The organism is Sphingobacterium sp. UDSM-2020 (assembly GCF_016132525.1).
Taxonomy (GTDB): Bacteria; Bacteroidota; Bacteroidia; order Sphingobacteriales; family Sphingobacteriaceae; genus Sphingobacterium; species Sphingobacterium anhuiense.
The window spans coordinates 1,106,867-1,122,831 of the sequence record NZ_CP066166.1 but is presented as its reverse complement, the minus strand read 5'-3'; the positions used below and the strand labels follow the sequence as shown (position 1 = coordinate 1,122,831).

Annotated in this window: 12 protein-coding genes; 8 read left to right on the top strand and 4 right to left on the bottom strand. The window is 40.9% G+C overall.

Annotated elements, in window-relative coordinates; all coding sequences use genetic code 11:
- Positions 1-8 precede the first annotated feature (8 nt).
- From JAZ75_RS04800 to JAZ75_RS04780, 5 genes are read left to right on the top strand one after another with little or no spacing between them, the layout of a single operon-like run.
- A complete protein-coding gene (locus tag JAZ75_RS04800; RefSeq protein WP_034727166.1) occupies positions 9-929 on the top strand; it encodes a metal ABC transporter solute-binding protein, Zn/Mn family in 921 nt (306 codons plus the stop codon).
- Positions 930-934: 5 nt separating this feature from the next.
- The gene (locus tag JAZ75_RS04795) at positions 935-1,720 is read left to right on the top strand and encodes a metal ABC transporter ATP-binding protein (protein WP_034727163.1); all 786 of its coding nucleotides are present in this window, start codon (positions 935-937) and stop codon (positions 1,718-1,720) included.
- A gap of 11 nt (positions 1,721-1,731) precedes the next feature.
- The gene (locus JAZ75_RS04790; protein ID WP_034727160.1) at positions 1,732-3,015 is read left to right on the top strand and encodes an iron chelate uptake ABC transporter family permease subunit; all 1,284 of its coding nucleotides are present in this window, start codon (positions 1,732-1,734) and stop codon (positions 3,013-3,015) included.
- A gap of 15 nt (positions 3,016-3,030) precedes the next feature.
- A complete protein-coding gene (locus tag JAZ75_RS04785) occupies positions 3,031-3,930 on the top strand; it encodes a metal ABC transporter permease (protein ID WP_034727157.1) in 900 nt (299 codons plus the stop codon).
- 16 nt (positions 3,931-3,946) lie between these two features.
- Entirely contained in the window at positions 3,947-4,759 is an 813-nt protein-coding gene (locus JAZ75_RS04780; RefSeq protein ID WP_228384045.1) for a hypothetical protein, read from the top strand.
- A gap of 57 nt (positions 4,760-4,816) precedes the next feature.
- Here JAZ75_RS04780 and JAZ75_RS04775 read toward each other — a convergent pair whose 3' ends face one another.
- The gene (locus JAZ75_RS04775) at positions 4,817-5,485 is read right to left on the bottom strand and encodes a metal-dependent transcriptional regulator (RefSeq protein ID WP_034727153.1); all 669 of its coding nucleotides are present in this window, start codon (positions 5,483-5,485) and stop codon (positions 4,817-4,819) included.
- A 222-nt stretch (positions 5,486-5,707) separates the two neighbouring features.
- On the opposite strand from JAZ75_RS04775, the gene JAZ75_RS04770 reads away from it, so the two are divergent.
- From JAZ75_RS04770 to JAZ75_RS04760, 3 genes are read left to right on the top strand one after another with little or no spacing between them, the layout of a single operon-like run.
- Positions 5,708-7,990: a TonB-dependent receptor gene (locus JAZ75_RS04770; protein WP_034727151.1), complete on the top strand. Its 2,283-nt coding sequence runs from the start codon at positions 5,708-5,710 to the stop codon at positions 7,988-7,990.
- A 14-nt stretch (positions 7,991-8,004) separates the two neighbouring features.
- Positions 8,005-8,472 carry a thioredoxin family protein gene (locus tag JAZ75_RS04765; RefSeq protein ID WP_034727149.1) on the top strand — a complete coding sequence of 156 codons (468 nt, stop codon included), beginning with the start codon at positions 8,005-8,007 and terminating at the stop codon, positions 8,470-8,472.
- A gap of 46 nt (positions 8,473-8,518) precedes the next feature.
- Positions 8,519-9,343, top strand: coding sequence for an RteC domain-containing protein (locus tag JAZ75_RS04760; protein WP_034727146.1), 825 nt, complete (start codon positions 8,519-8,521; stop codon positions 9,341-9,343).
- A 5-nt stretch (positions 9,344-9,348) separates the two neighbouring features.
- Here JAZ75_RS04760 and JAZ75_RS04755 read toward each other — a convergent pair whose 3' ends face one another.
- From JAZ75_RS04755 to JAZ75_RS04745, 3 genes are all read right to left on the bottom strand, one after another.
- Positions 9,349-14,775 (bottom strand): N-6 DNA methylase, encoded by a 5,427-nt coding sequence (locus JAZ75_RS04755; protein ID WP_034727143.1) that lies wholly within the window; start codon positions 14,773-14,775, stop codon positions 9,349-9,351.
- Complete coding sequence (locus tag JAZ75_RS04750; RefSeq protein WP_034727139.1) at positions 14,762-15,199, bottom strand: DUF1896 domain-containing protein; 438 nt, start codon at positions 15,197-15,199, stop codon at positions 14,762-14,764. The genes JAZ75_RS04755 and JAZ75_RS04750 overlap by 14 nt, the downstream gene beginning before the upstream one ends.
- Positions 15,200-15,309: 110 nt before the next feature.
- Positions 15,310-15,897, bottom strand: coding sequence for an MT-A70 family methyltransferase (locus JAZ75_RS04745; RefSeq protein WP_034727136.1), 588 nt, complete (start codon positions 15,895-15,897; stop codon positions 15,310-15,312).
- Positions 15,898-15,965 lie beyond the last annotated feature (68 nt).

The window sequence follows — 15,965 nt, the reverse complement described above, 5'->3', positions numbered from 1 at the left end:
TCAGATAGATGAAGAAATACGCATATTATTTAAGCATTTTTACTTTGTTGGTTACCATCATTTCCTGTGAGGATTCCAAAAAATCTGCAACAAAAGGAAAACCCTACATTGTGACTACAACAGGAATGATAGCCGATATAGTAGAGAACATAGCCGGCGATTCTGCAACAGTTGAAGCCATTATGCAACCCGGAGTAGATCCTCACCTGTACAAAGCCAGTCAGGGCGACCTAAAAAAAATAATGGATGCAGATTATATCTTTTATAACGGTCTGCATCTGGAAGGTAAAATGGGAGAAATATTAGAAAAGCAAACACACGTAAAACCTGTGATTGCATTGGGAGATTCTATCACAGTATCCAAAGTATTAAAGGTTTCCGAGAGTACCTATGATCCACATATCTGGTTTGATGTGGTACTTTGGAAAGAGGCTGCGGAAGTAACTTTAAGAAGCCTGATGAAACTTAACCCAGAAAACACCGCTTATTATCAGCAAAATGCGGATAGATACCTGAAAGAATTGGACGAACTTGACCAATGGGTAAAAAAAGAAATATCAACCATTCCAAAAAACAGAAGGGTGCTGATTACCGCACACGATGCATTCAGCTATTTCGGAAAGGCTTATGGAATTGAGGTTAGAGGATTACAAGGTATATCCACTATGTCCGAAATAGGTTTGCGGGATGTGACCGATTTAGTCAATTACATCATCAAAAATGATATTCCCGCAGTATTTGTGGAAAGTTCCGTTTCGGACAAATCACTCAAAGCTGTGGTGGAAGGTGTGAATAATAAAGGGAAAAAACTGACCATCGGAGGCAATCTCTTTTCAGATGCAATGGGTGCAAAAGGCACACCCGAAGGCACTTACATCGGAATGGTGAAACACAATGTGAACACCATCGTAACCGCATTAAAAAAGTAAATAAAATGATTATTCAATCTGAAAATCCTGTACTGGAAGTACACGACCTTACCGTAAGTTATTCCAGCAAACCTGCCCTTTGGGGTGTTGATTTTAGTTTGCCCGAAGGTAGCATTACGGGTATCATTGGTCCGAATGGTTCCGGTAAATCCACTTTGCTCAAATCCATAATGGGTTTAATTCCGTTGTCGAGTGGTTACGTGAAAATATTCGGAAAAGACCTGGACGAAATAAGAAGCCGTATAAGCTATGTTCCCCAACGGGAGTCGGTAGATTGGGATTTTCCGGTGTCGGCACTCGATGTAGTGCTGATGGGACGCTATGCCAAGATCGGAATGCTTCGCAACGTACGCAGTTCGGACAGAAAAATAGCAATGGAATGTCTGGAAAAGGTGGGAATGAGCGATTTTGCCAAAAGGCAGATTTCACAACTTTCGGGTGGACAACAGCAACGGGTATTCATTGCCCGTGCTTTGGCACAGGAAGCCGATTTTTACCTGATGGATGAACCCTTTGCAGGCGTAGATGCGGCTACTGAAGAAGCTATTATTACGTTACTGCGTGAGATGGTCAATGCTAAAAAGAACGTCATTGTAGTACATCACGATTTAGATACCATTACCGAATATTTTGACTGGCTCGTAATGCTCAATATGCGATTGGTGGCTTCTGGTCCTGTAAAACAGGTTTATATCCCCGAATTGCTCAAAAAAACGTATGGAACACGTTTGTCTATATTGGCAGAAGCCGGTGATTTATTGGCTAAAGATAAATTTTCCGAAAAAGGATAATACGCAAGGCAATGGATAATTTAATCAACTTCTTTTCTTTCAATGACCCTAACATCAATTACGTTGTACTCGGGAGCATTCTGCTTTCGGTAAGTGCTGCTATTGTAGGTTCGTTTATTGTATTGAAAAAAAAATCTCTTGTGGGTGATGCCGTTTCGCATTCGGTTTTACCGGGAATCTGTGCCGCTTTTCTATTTGCAGGGACTAAAAATATTTCCGTGATGCTTATCGGTGCATTTGCATCGGGATGGCTATCATTGGTTACTATAGACTACATTACCGCTAAATCAAAAATCAAAAAAGATGCCGCCATCGGGTTGGTGCTTTCCGTGTTTTTCGCCCTGGGTATTGTTATGATGACTTACATACAGCAATCAGGTAATGCTGCACAGAGTGGTCTGGATCGTTTTATATTCGGGAAAGCCGCTACGCTGGTCGGTAGCGATTTGATAACGTTCTCCATTATTGCCGTAGTGTTGATTGTGGCTACACTTGCTTTTTTCAAAGAATTTACCATTATCGCTTTTGATGAACATTATGCCGAAGTATTGGGATTGCCCGTTCGGAAATTAGACCTTTTATTGACCAGCCTTACCGTGTTGGCTGTGGTAACGGGAATTACTGCTGTAGGCGTGGTTTTGATGGCAGCGATGTTGATTACACCAGCCGCAGCCGCACGATACTGGACACATAATATCAGGCGGATGGTTGGATTGGCAGCTATATTCGGAGCTGTATCAGGATTGGCTGGAGCTTATATTTCCTATATCGCTCCGGCGATGCCTACAGGACCGTGGATGGTAGTAGTTTCGTCATTGATTGCCTTTTTTTCTTTCTTTTTTGCTCCCTTGGGAATTGTTCCCAAAACAATGAAGCGAAATAAAAACAGTCGTACAATGATGGATGAAAATATATTGAAACTGTTTTATCAAATCGGTGAAAAAGGAAATGATTTTAGCAAAAAAAGAACTGTAGATGAACTGTTGGATTTCCGAAAAATGCACCCGGCTCAATTGAAATCGGGATTGAACAGACTAAATCGTCAAAATCTGGTGGTAAAGGATAGTTTAAATTGGCAACTGACTGAAAGCGGTCTTGAAAAAGCAAAAAAGATAGTAAGGTTGCATCGCTTATGGGAATTATATCTGACCAATTATATGGACATAGCTCCTGACCACGTACACAATAATGCCGAAGAAATGGAGCATTACATCACACCCGAACTGGAAAAACAATTAGAAAAATATTTGGAGAACCCGGAAACAGATCCGCACGGAACTGTAATTCCGAAATAATAGAAAACTGAAAAAATGATAGCGTTTTGGATTATATTAACGGGGGCATTGGTCGCTATTTCCTGCGGATTGCTGGGTAGTTTTTTGGTGCTTCGCAAAATGAGTATGGTAGGCGATGCTATTAGCCACGCTGTATTGCCGGGTATTGTCATTGCTTTTTTATGGAGTGGCAGTCGAGATACGCTTCCGATGCTTTTGGGTGCGGGAGCCACGGGATTACTGGCTACTTTCATTATTGAATACCTACACCGTAAAGCCCGTTTACAGACGGATGCTTCTATCGGGATTGTGTTTACTTTTATGTTTGCCGTGGGCATTATACTCATCAGCACCTTTGCCGGAAAAATTGATCTGGATCAGGATTGTGTTCTTTATGGAGAACTCGCTTATGTTCCCATTAATCTTTGGATACTTCCAGATGGCACAAGTATTGGTCCCAAACCTGTGTACATACTTTCGGTAGTGTTATTGCTCGTTATACTGTTTATCTATTTCGGGTACAAAGAGTTGAAACTGACTTCATTCGACCCGTCATTTGCATCTGCGATCGGGATTTCTACTGCATTATGGCACTACCTGCTGATGGCGGCTGTGTCTTTTACAACTGTGAGTGCGTTTGAATCCGTTGGTGCGATATTGGTCATTACGTTTCTTATTGGTCCGCCTGCAACGGCTTATTTGCTGACGGAAAACTTAAAGAAAATGCTTTTTATTACTGTCGGTATCGGTATCCTGGTTTCATTTACCGGATATTGGCTGGCGTATTGGCTCAATGCTTCCATTGCCGGATGTATGGCGTTAATGACAGGTGTTGTGTTTGCTGTTGTTTTTGTTTACACGAAGTTTGTGGTAAAATATAAGAAAAGGAAGCTAATTGAAAATGAACTTTCTCAATTACAGGAAAGCAATGTTTAATTAAAATATTTTGAAAATGAATTACAAAATCAGATTTATAGGAATAAGTGCCATTGGAATAATGTTATTGGCGGGATGTAACAATAAAACACAAAAAGAAAACAAGAATCAAACCTCTGAAGAAATAAAAGAAAACAGCATTTTGGTATCTCCCGTGGAACACTCCAAAGCCTTTCCGGGAGCAACACTGAAAATATCGGATATTCAAACAACAGAAACAAGCTCTCCTGATTCAGTTTTATTCAAAGTGAATTATGGTATCGAAAACTTTACGCTTACCGAAGCTACCGAAGACCATAACACACATCATCTGGCAAATTCGCACGACGGACAGCATATCCATTTTATTTTGGACAACTCTCCTTATACAGCTTTGTACAAACCGGCACACGATGTGAAATTGAAAAAAGGTACAGAACATTACCTGCTGTCTTTCCTTTCCCGATCTTACCACGAATCCATAAAAGAATCCGGTGCTTTCGTATTGAAACGTTTTAAAATAACCGAAGACGGTAAGTTTCAGGAATTGGAATTACCCAAAACACCTATGTTGTTTTACAGCCGTCCGAAAGGTGAATATACAGGAAACGACACCAAAGCTGTGCTTTTAGATTTTTATATACTGAACACTGAACTTTCTAAAGATGGAAATAAAGTCAAGGCGGAAATCAACGGCGAATCGTTTATGTTGGACAACTGGCAACCATACAAAATAGAGGGCTTACCACTTGGCGAAAACAGGATAAAGCTGACTTTGGTGGATGCTTCAGGAAATGCTTTAATGGGCGAAAATACTTCGATTGAAAGGACAGTTGTTTTGAAGAAATAAACCGATTGACTTATTGCATTGAATCGTAGCTGAACCGAAATTACAAATGAGGTTCAGCTATTTCTTTTTACGTTTCTTACTCACAAGTAATTTATCGCAAACTTTGCTGCTTAGCATCTCGTTTTCCTTACTACCATAGCTTATAGCCATACTACCATCAAAAGGTTCAATTTGCTTTATTTTGAGTTCAAGCCCTAAAGAAAGTTCACGGCTGGTCAGGAATTTTAATAAATCTTCAGAAGACGGCTGTACTGCCATAAAAGTAACCGTATCACCAACTTTGCAATCGCTTAATTTAACGTAACTATCTGATGCAATATTACCCTCGGCATCGGGGATAGGCGAACCGTGTGGATCTACTTTCGGGAAGCCGAGTAATTCATCCATCTTTTCAAAAAATTCGGGTGCTTGAATATGTTCTATCTGTTCCGCTATATTATGAACTTGTTCCCAGCCGAATCCCATCTTTTCAACCAGATACATTTCCGTTAATCTGTGTTTTCTTATAATGAGTGCTGCCAGTTTTTTTCCTTCATCAGTTAGTTTCAGTGGTTTGTAACTTTCATAAACTACCAATTCCTTTTCTGCCAGCCTTTTCATCATACTGTTTACCGTAGGCATTTTAATATCCAACTGCTTACTGATGTCGTTGACACTCGCTTCTCCTTTTAAGCTGGTCAAATTATATAAAACCTTCAGGTAATTTTCTTCCGTATGTGATATCATAAGGCAAAAGTATCAAATATTAGTGCTACCTAACAACAAAGTTAGAAATTATTTTGTTAGTATCATCTAACTTACTAATTTTGCAAGACTAAATTTTAAATATAGATAGTCAAAACAATATGAGAGATACAAACCTTTTCCATTACCCCAATAGCCCATAAACGTAATCCTACTCTTAACATTTTTAAACTTTTCAATAATCATTTAATAATTAAAATATCAATGAAACATTTACTCAGTATAGTCTTTGCACTATTCTCTGTCTGTGCAATAGCCCAAACAGGTAAAATATCCGGTAAAATATCAGATGTAACAGGTACATCTCTCGACGCAACATCTATCCGTATTCCAAAATTAAAAATTGGAACAACTTCGGATAATCAGGGAAATTATGTTTTGGAAAACGTACCCTTTGGAACTTGGGAAATTGAAGTAAACCATATCAGTTATAGTATTTACAAAGAAACTATAACAGTAAACAGTGAATCTGTTTCTAAAGACTTTACGCTTGATGAAAAATCAAGTGAATTAGGAGAAGTTGTTATTACAGCAACAATGAAAGAAGTATCCAAACTGGAAAGCCCTGTGCCTGTAGAAGTTTATACCTCAAAATTCTTCAAGGCTAATCCTACGCCTTCGCTCTTTGATGCACTCCAAAATATAAATGGTGTACGTCCGCAGCTAAACTGTAATGTTTGTAATACGGGCGATATTCATATCAACGGATTGGAAGGACCTTACACAATGATATTGATAGACGGAATGCCTATTGTCAGTGGTCTATCAACTGTGTACGGATTAAGCGGAATACCGCAAGCCCTGATTGACCGTATCGAAGTAGTAAAAGGACCCGCTTCTACCCTGTACGGTAGTGAGGCTGTTGGTGGTCTGATTAACGTTATTACAAAAAGACCGGGTAATGCTCCTATCATTTCAGCCGATGTATTTGGTACGACTTGGGCAGAGGTAAATGCAGATTTAGCAGCCAAATTTTCCGTAGGGAAAAAAGCTCAATCGCTTTTAGGCGTAAACTATTTCAATTACAGCAACCCTATTGACAATAACAATGACAACTTTACGGATGTTACCTTGCAAAACCGAATTTCAGTATTCAATAAATGGAGCTTTGACAGAAAAGACAATAGGGTTTTTACTCTGGCAGGAAGATACGTATATGAAGACCGTTGGGGTGGAGAAATGAATTGGGAAAAGAAATACAGAGGTGGTGATGAAGTGTATGGAGAAAGCATTTATACCAGCCGTTGGGAGCTTATGGGAAATTATCAGCTTCCTGTAAGTGAAAAGATATTTTTCCAATTCAGTGCTAACGGACACGATCAAAATTCAGTTTATGGAAACACTCCCTATATGGCTGACCAGAAAATAGCTTTTGGACAGTTGACGTGGTTTAAAACATTGGGAAAACACGATTTATTGACAGGTCTTGCATACCGTTACACTTATTATGATGATAATACACCAGCAACCGCTGATGCAGCAGATTTAGACAAAAACAAACCGACACATACCAATCTGCCAGGAATATTTATACAGGATGAGATAACATTTAATGACAATAACAAGGTATTATTGGGGATGAGATATGACTATAACTCGCTTCACGGAAGTATCCTTACCCCTCGTGTGAATTATAAATGGAGTTCTGAAAATAAAAACAATGTTTTACGCTTAGGTTTTGGTAACGGTTACCGTGTAGCCAATGTGTTTACGGAAGATCACGCTGCACTGACCGGTGCAAGGGAAGTAGTTTTTATCAACGATCTTAAACCGGAAACTTCCTGGAATGGTAACCTGAACTTTGTAAAAAAGATAAACGCAGGGAACACCTTTATCGGTTTAGATGCTACTGCTTTCTATACCTATTTTACCAACAAGATTATAGCTGATTATGATACAGATCCAAATAAGATCATCTATGATAACTTAGACGGACACGCTGTATCTCAAGGTATTTCCTTAAACATTGATGTTGTTTTTCCTAATGGATTAAAAATTTTAGCAGGAGCCACGGCAATGGATGTGTACAGTAAAGAAGAAGGTGAAAAAGTAAGACAATTATTTACAGAGAAATTTACAGGAACATGGAACATTGGTTATACTTTTAGAAATATCGGATTGACGATTGACTATACAGGAAACTTATATGGCCCGATGCGTTTACCACTGTTAAGCGATACTGATCCACGTAGTGAATATTCTCCTTGGTGGAGCATACAGAATATTCAATTAACCAAGAAAATCGGAAAGAACATAGAAATATATGGTGGTGTTAAAAACCTTTTGAACTGGACTCCCAACAAAGGAAATCCGTTTATCATAGCAAGAGCCAATGATCCTTTTGACCAAAATGTACAATTTGATGGTAACGGACAGGCGATGGTAACACCGGATAATCCTTACGGATTAACATTTGACCCATCTTATGTATATGGTCCCAACCAAGGAATAAGAGGGTTTTTGGGCTTCCGCTACAACCTTTTTTAATTGAGCGTTCAAGAATGAAGAGATTTGGATTAGTTATTATTATGATTTTCTGTTTGGGTGGTATCGCTACCGCCCAAACAGAATCTTTTGCTATTGAAGATGTCGATAGCATTATGCAAACCAAGCAGAAACCAATACTTATACTGCTTTCCACCGATTGGTGTAAATACTGCCAGATGCAGAAAAACCAATTGGCAAAAAACAAAGACTTTCAGAAACAAGCGGATAACTTCTATTATATAATATTCAATGCCGAAAGTAAGGACTCTATTGTATTTAACCAAAAGACCTTTCAATACAAAGCTACAGGATTATCATCAGGTATTCACGAACTTGCTATTGCCCTGAACGGATCAGAGAATATAGGTTTCCCGACCTGGGTTTTACTGGATAGTAAATATCAGGTTCTATTCAGATATAATGGAGTATTAAAGCCTTTAGAGATTAAGGAATTACTAAAAGCTATTGAAGAGTCCAGATAAAGCTTCTTAAATGCATTGGTCTATTTTCTCACATTTGATAAAAGCTATGGATATAACCTATAACAGAATACTACACAAACTTGAACACGATATTCAGGATATTGAAATTGAATCGGATTATTCCATACAACGTATTGAAATCATCATAGAACTTATTGTTGGCTCTTTGTCTGAAGTAAAAGAGTACGTTTTGAAGAACGGATTTAAGAATACTGACGTTGAAATTCATTTTTTCAAACATCAAAAACCTGCTATTGTAGCAAAGCTCATCTACTACAATGCCATTTACAAAATCGAAACAAAGAAACCAAACGATACAAAAGCTATCAGGAAATACCTCAATGAAGAATTGAAAAAGCTAAAAAGGTATTTTGACAATAATCTTGAATTTTATAAATATTACCGCACTAACAACTCATTTATTGATGAAAAGCTGTTCCTTCGGGGCAGACACGATATAAAACTGACATTGGATACGGTTTACTTTGAAACTGATCATAGATTTTCCACCTCTCACGACTATAAGGCAGCAAAGATTATAGCTAATGACCTGATACAAGTTTATATTGAAGACCAACTGAATAATAACAATCAGCAGAAATCACTTTACCGTTCTTCCTTAAATTGGACAGAAAGCAAAACTGCATTAACCGAATTGATTTATGCACTGCATTCACAAGGTGCTTTTGGAAATGCAGATATAATAGCTATCGCCAAAACATTTGAAAACACTTTCAATATTAGTTTGGGCGATTTCTATCATACATTTATGGAACTTAAATCCCGAAAAATAAACCGGACTAAATTCCTTGACAGCTTACGTGACGCTTTGATCAGAAAGATGGATGAAGATGACGAAAGGATAAACTAAGATCCTTACAATATCCCTCTTGGCATATGAACACCTTTTGTACGGACAATACTTTCTGAAATCTTTGGCGTTTCTTGCTTTTCTTCGGCTTGTTCCGCAGGTTCTCCTTTTGTTTCGGGCGTGAGCGATAATTGTATTTTCCGCTCAACAGCAGCCAGCTCCGTTTTCAATTCGCTCAATCGGCTTTCCTTGCTCCACGCACCGTTCAGCACTTCTTGCAGAACAGGTAAATCCTTTTGAATTTCGGCAATTTTCTTCTGCTCCTCTTCAATGTAGGCAGGCAGTTTTTCCAATGCGTTGAGGAAATTCATAGATGCCAATTTCTCATCCTTAGCGATGATACCGTTGTTGTAGGCGTATTTGATATTGCCCTCGCCCTGTATCAGAAAACGGTTTACCCGAATATCCACGCCCTCTTTTTGCGACATTTCCGTTTTTACCAAAAGCTGAAAACCGTAAAGGCTTCCGATTTCTTCATAATCCCCACCTGTACGGGATTTGTCCGCAAGCTGATTGAGTTTTGCTCCGATTTGTTTTATATCCGCATTGGGTGACAAGCTGTCCAATTTAATAAGGTTGGCAATAGTGCCATCATAACGTTTTTGGATACGCCCTTGTAGATTATTCCAATCGAGGCTCATACGGTCAAATCGGGATTGGGCTTTGTTCAATTCTGCCGTATAATCTTCCAATTTATATCTGGCACTTGATTTTGAACGGTTGAACGATTGCCGTTCGCTCTCCAATCCCGCAATCTGCTTTTCTATTTTAGCTTTATCCAACAGGTCTGTATTTCCCATAAGGATAGCCACGTATTCCGAGAAGTTCATACCCGATTTTTCGTCCATACTGCCCTCGTCAATTGTCCGTTTGCCGAGATTGTTGGATTTTAGTTGGTTAATGAATAGCTGTTTGTTGTACAGCAGGTTGAATTTGTAGCTGTCCAATGATTTTTCTACTGCATATATAATTATATCCACTTTGTTATTGTTAAAATGTTTAGCGATTTCATTGCCTTTACGGATAGCCCGACCGTCCCTTTGGGCAAGGTCAGACGGTCGCCACGGCGTATCCAGATGATGTACGGCAACGGCTCTTTTTTGTGCGTTTACGCCTGTGCCTAACATACTCGTAGAACCGAACAGCACACGAATTGTACCGTCATTCATTCCCTTTATAAGTGCCTTTCGTTGCTTGTCGTTTTTCGCTTCCTGTATAAAGCGGATTTCGTGTGCAGGTATGCCGTGGTCTTCTACCAGCTTACGTTTGATTTCGGAGTAGATATTCCATTCGTTAGGCTTGTACGTTCCCAAATCAGAGAAAACGAATTGCGTTCCTTTCTGTGCGTTGAATTTGTGGTAATACTTGGCAATACTATTGGCACAATGCGAAGCCTTGTTATCGGGGTGGTCTTTGTAATGGGGGCTTACCATTCGCATATCCAAAGACATCTTACGGGCATAGTCCGTAGCAATGAGCATCTTTGCTTTTTCCTCCTTTTTGGATAGCGGTTCCCTGCCTAATAATTCGCCTTTGCCCGTTTTGGCAAACTCCATCAGCTTTTGAATGAACACTTCCTGGTCAGGCGTAGGCGGTATGTTATAGAATATCTCGTTCTTTTCGGGGCGATCTATGCCAATCATTTCAGCAGTACGGTAATCCGTAATTTCGGAGTAAAATTGAGCCAGTTCCGGCACTTTGATAAAGTAGCGGAAACGCTCTTTTGCGACGATATTGTTAGCCACCGAAAATTCATAATCGGTTGTTTTCTTGGCATAAATCGCTGCCCACGCATCAAAGGAATTAATGCCCTGTTTTGCCAATGCCCGTGGTCGCAGGTATTTAAAGAGTAGGTATAATTCAGTCAGCGAATTGCTAATGGTTGTACCTGAAAGAAAGGTCGCACCCATATCCGCATCAATACGCTCTTGTATAGTACGTATGGCAAACAGCAGGTTCAGTGCCTTTTGGCTTCCCTGTTGATTGCCCAATCCCGCAACCCTTGAATGCCTTGTGTTGAACGTCAGGTTTTTGAATTGGTGGCTTTCGTCCACAAACAAATGGTCTATGCCCATCATTTTGAAGTCCACAATATCATCTTTGCGGTTCTCAATGTCGTGTTGCAGGGTTTTCAGCTTTACTTCGAGGTTTTCCTTTTGTTTTTCCGCTCCCTTTAGCATCCATTGCGTTATGTCTTCGCCTTGACTTCGCATAACATCAAGGTTTTCCTCTACGCTGTCCAATTCGATTTGCAGAATTTCCTTTTGTATTTCGGGCGATTGGGGTATCATTCCGAATTGGTCGTGTGTTAGTATCACGCAATCCCACTCGTTGTTCTTAATATCGCCGAAAATCCGCAGACGTTTTTCGGGCGTGAAATCATCAATGCCGGGGTATAAAATTTTGGCGTGGGGATAGGCGGTGCGGTAGGCTTCGGCAATTTCGGGTATATTGGCTTTCAGTCCGATTATCATCGGTTTGTGGGCTAAGCCCAAACGCTTCATTTCCTGTGCACCCGTACACATTATCAACGTCTTTCCTGCACCTACTTCGTGGTCGCAGATAGCACCGTTGTTCAGCTTTATCATCCAAACGGCATCCTTTTGGCTCGAATACAGGTCTTCAATTTCCAATCCCTTACGGTCTAATCCCGGAAACTCCTGATGTGAGCCGTCATAGTTCGGTCGGACGAAGCAGTTAAAGGTATCGTTGTATTGTTCGGTAAGCTTTGTTTTAAACTCATCGTTTTGGGCGTGGAGCCAATCGGTAAAGGCGGTTCGGATTTCGTCTATTTTGGTATTCGCCATTTGTATGGCTTCCATATCCCGCACCTTGACCTCTTTGCCATCTACATCTACTGTCTTTGAAATATCGGGCGTGGTATTGACAAGGGCGTGTTTGAGCAGAGCAATCCCGTCATACGTCCGGCTTTTGGCTTTGACCGCATATTTATCCCAGATATGTACGTTCTTCTGTTTGCAGGTGACGGAAAAGTCATCGGCACTATCCGAATAATGTACACGGACTTCCGCATCGAACAGGTGCGATGCAAATCGGGCATAAATACCTGCGGGTATCCAGCGTTCACCCAGATTAAAATCGAGTTCCTCAAATTCGATACGTCTTGGTCGGGCTTCCTCTAATACGATAAGGCTTTCTTTGGCTTCGGTATCATCGGGATTGCTTTCGAGGTAATCTCTTAATTCATTGGCTTTCTCCACTACATTGCCCGCAACCCAGCGTTCAGATATTTCATATTCCTTTTGCAATGGATTGTAGTAGATGCGACCGTGTAAGGCTTCTTTCAAAGCATCAGCAGGCATACCGCTGATTTCGGACATAAAGTCCAAATCCACGCTTCCATATTTGTTCAGTGAAGCCGATAACGCTTCTTCGGGATTGTCCGTTGCAATGGTTGCGGTAGAAAAACTTACAGGACGGTTGAATATATCTGCTTTATGGATTACACCGCCAACGACACGCTCCAGATAGGGTATTTCTTTACCTGCACTGTCCGTTTTGATGAGCTTGATATTATCCGCACTATTGAGATTTCCGTACCTTTTGACAAAGGCATCGTAAAGGCGGTTAAGTGTTTCCCTTTCTTCCTTATGTTCGGTCTGAAGCTCCGCTTCTTTATTGTAAAGCTGTTGGTAAACATCACGCACTCCGATATACGCTTCGGCTCTTGCTTTCTGCAAGGACGACAGTTGCAAGGGATGAAAAACAGCCGTACCGTCTGCGGTATCTACTTCTTGCAGATGACCGACCCAACCGTTATCCACGACAAGGCAGTCGTTTCGGTGGAACGGTTGCAGTTCGCCACTGTACGGAGCAGGTTCGGGAATGGTGTTAATTGGCATTTTGGGAATGGCTGGCGTGTCCGCTTGGACATTCCCGTTTGCTTGTGAAAACAAATCGCCGATAGCTTCCTGTTTTTTGCCATTTACTGGTGGTGTACCGTTAGATTTTGGCGGTATATAAGGTTGTTGCATCCCACCGCCGAACAGGTCAGTTTGGCGACCTATTGTACCACCTCTTTTTTTAGCGGTTTGTCTTTTGGCTTGCGTGGCTTTTTTGGGGGGAGCAACCACCATTACAGGATCACCCGCATTTTCAAACAGGTCAAAGATGCTTAACTGTTTCAGTTCCTGCGGACTTTCCTGATGAATTGTCGCAGTTGGTGCAGGTTGTGGCTTTTGCTGAATGATTATGGGTTCAACAACCGGAGGTGTTACCTTTGGCTCAACCGGAATTTGTATTATAGGTTTATTTTTGCGTTCGCCTTTGTACAAAGCCAAATTCAGGTGCTTTCCAAAATCTTCGGAAAGCATTTGCTTCAAATCTTTGGCAATGCCGTCCACACCGTCTTTATGGGTATAGATGATTGCAGGTTGTCCGTAGGGGTCGGTGTCAATTTTACGGTCGGTATGGATTACTCTCGTTCCATTCCGAAAGAAAGCATTGCTTGGCGTATTGTATTTGGTCTGTTTGCTTTGGCAAAACAGTTCTTCTGTTTCAGTCAGACTTTGTTTTTCCGTATTCTTTTGCAGGATTATCAAATCGCTTCCGACTTCCGTACCAGAATAATCTGTAAACAGGTTGTTGGGCAACCGCACAACCGAAACCAAATTATTGTTCTCCATTAACGCCCTCCGTATCGGCTCATTCTTCGGGCTGTTTAAAACGCCTTGCGAGGTAATGAACGCTTGTAAACCACCCTCACGGAGCATATCATTTCCTTTCAGAAAGAAATAGTTATGGATGCTTCGGGAAGCCTGTACTTTTGCATTGTCCTTACTTCGGGAAAAGGATAAATCGAATACGGAGGTATCGCCAAACGGAATATTACTTGCGACTACATCATAGCTGTTTTGTTCCTTTTCGGGGATTTCCTCAAAACCGCTTATACGGATAGTGCTTTCGGGATAAAGCTGTTTTAAAACCTTACCTGTCAGCAAATCCTTTTCATAGGCAGTAATTTTGGGTTGTTGGTTTTCCGAAAAGGATTGTATAAACGAGCCGATACCAGCGGAGGGTTCGAGAAATTTATCAATCTTCACACCGCTTTCACGCAAAGTTGCGGAAATCGCATCTATGACCTGTGGCGGTGTATAAAAAGCCGTCAGTACGGAGCTTTTCATACTGTCCACATACCTGCGGTATTGCTTTTCGTCTTCTGAATTTTCTTTGAGTAGTTGGTGGAGTTCCTGCGTAATCGGGAAAAGGTCGTGTTCTGTTTTTCTCCAATTATTGATGTCTATTTCGTTCGCTATGGGGTTCAACACGAATTTAAGACCGCCAAATCCGCTGTATTGCATCATTAGCAATCTTTCGCCTACGGTGGCTTGTCGTTTCTCCTTTTCCAGTTTAAAAGCAATTTGCAGGGCATCAATGTTCTGTTGGAGATGTTGCTTTTTACTGAAGCCCATTTTCGGTTATCCATATTGCGATGGTTCCGGTTATTTCGGTATAGAGTAAATCAAACTCATAACCGTAGGCGAAATCATCGGTTAGTGTATATCTTAAAAAAACAGGCTCGCAGACAGGGAGCATATTAAGGGCGAACGGTCGCAATTCCTCGTCTGCCATCAGGGTATCAAACTCATTGCAGACCACTTGGAAAACCGTATCAAACTTGGAAAAGTGAAGCCCCTCGAAAAGTATGTAATTGGCTATTTCGTTGCATTGGTCGATAGCATTTCCGGAGCGGAACGCACCCTCGTAGGCATTGGCAGCCCACGATGAACGCTGCTCAATAAATTTCTGGTCGTGTGCCTTTTCGGGGAAGCTGCTGTTTAGTAGTTCTTGCAGTCGTAATCTGAAATACGATAGGTCTTTTTGCTGTGTATCCATACTATAATTTTGTTTTGAATTTTGCGTAAAGCCTAAAATTATAGCAGTAGGTAAGACCCTTTAAAGATGTGGCAGGGTTTGGCTTTGAGAGGTAGGATTTGGCGTAATGGTTATTCGGGGATTTCTATGGAATTATCTATTTCATTGCCGAATACGTCCCAACCCTCAAAAGTATTATCGTTATCCTGCATCGGGCTTTGCCTTGCAAAGAGCTCCACTCTGTCCACTTCTCCAAACAGGCGGACAATACGTTTTCTTATCTCATCGGGCTTCTCTGAATGCCTGCCCCGTGGAGATACAAGTACCTGCGGGACATCTTTTGCCTGACGGGTAAGGGGCTTACCTTTGGTAAACAACAGAACTATTTCCGCATTGGCACGGGTGTAATAACCCATTCCGGCAAAAATGGTTGCATTGTTCCGGTTTGTCTTTATCCACGTAAAAGCGACGGTCTTGTAGGTAAATCCCCAGGCTTTTCCGAGTTCCAATGCCTGCTCCAAACAGGGAAAAGTAGCCCACATAAAAAGTATACAATTGGTTCCGGCAATAGCCTGTATATTCATCCCCTTTAAAAACTCAGGACTTTGGGTCTGATAATGACTTTCCGCACTTCTTCCGGCTCCTTTCTTGCTCCATACCTTGTATTGCCACGGTGGGTCGGCATATATGACATCGTATTTCTTTGCTTTCACATGCATTGCTTTCCAACTTTAATAGATACTTTTTCAATTACGATGGCTAAAGTATCAAAGGGAAAAAGAGAAGC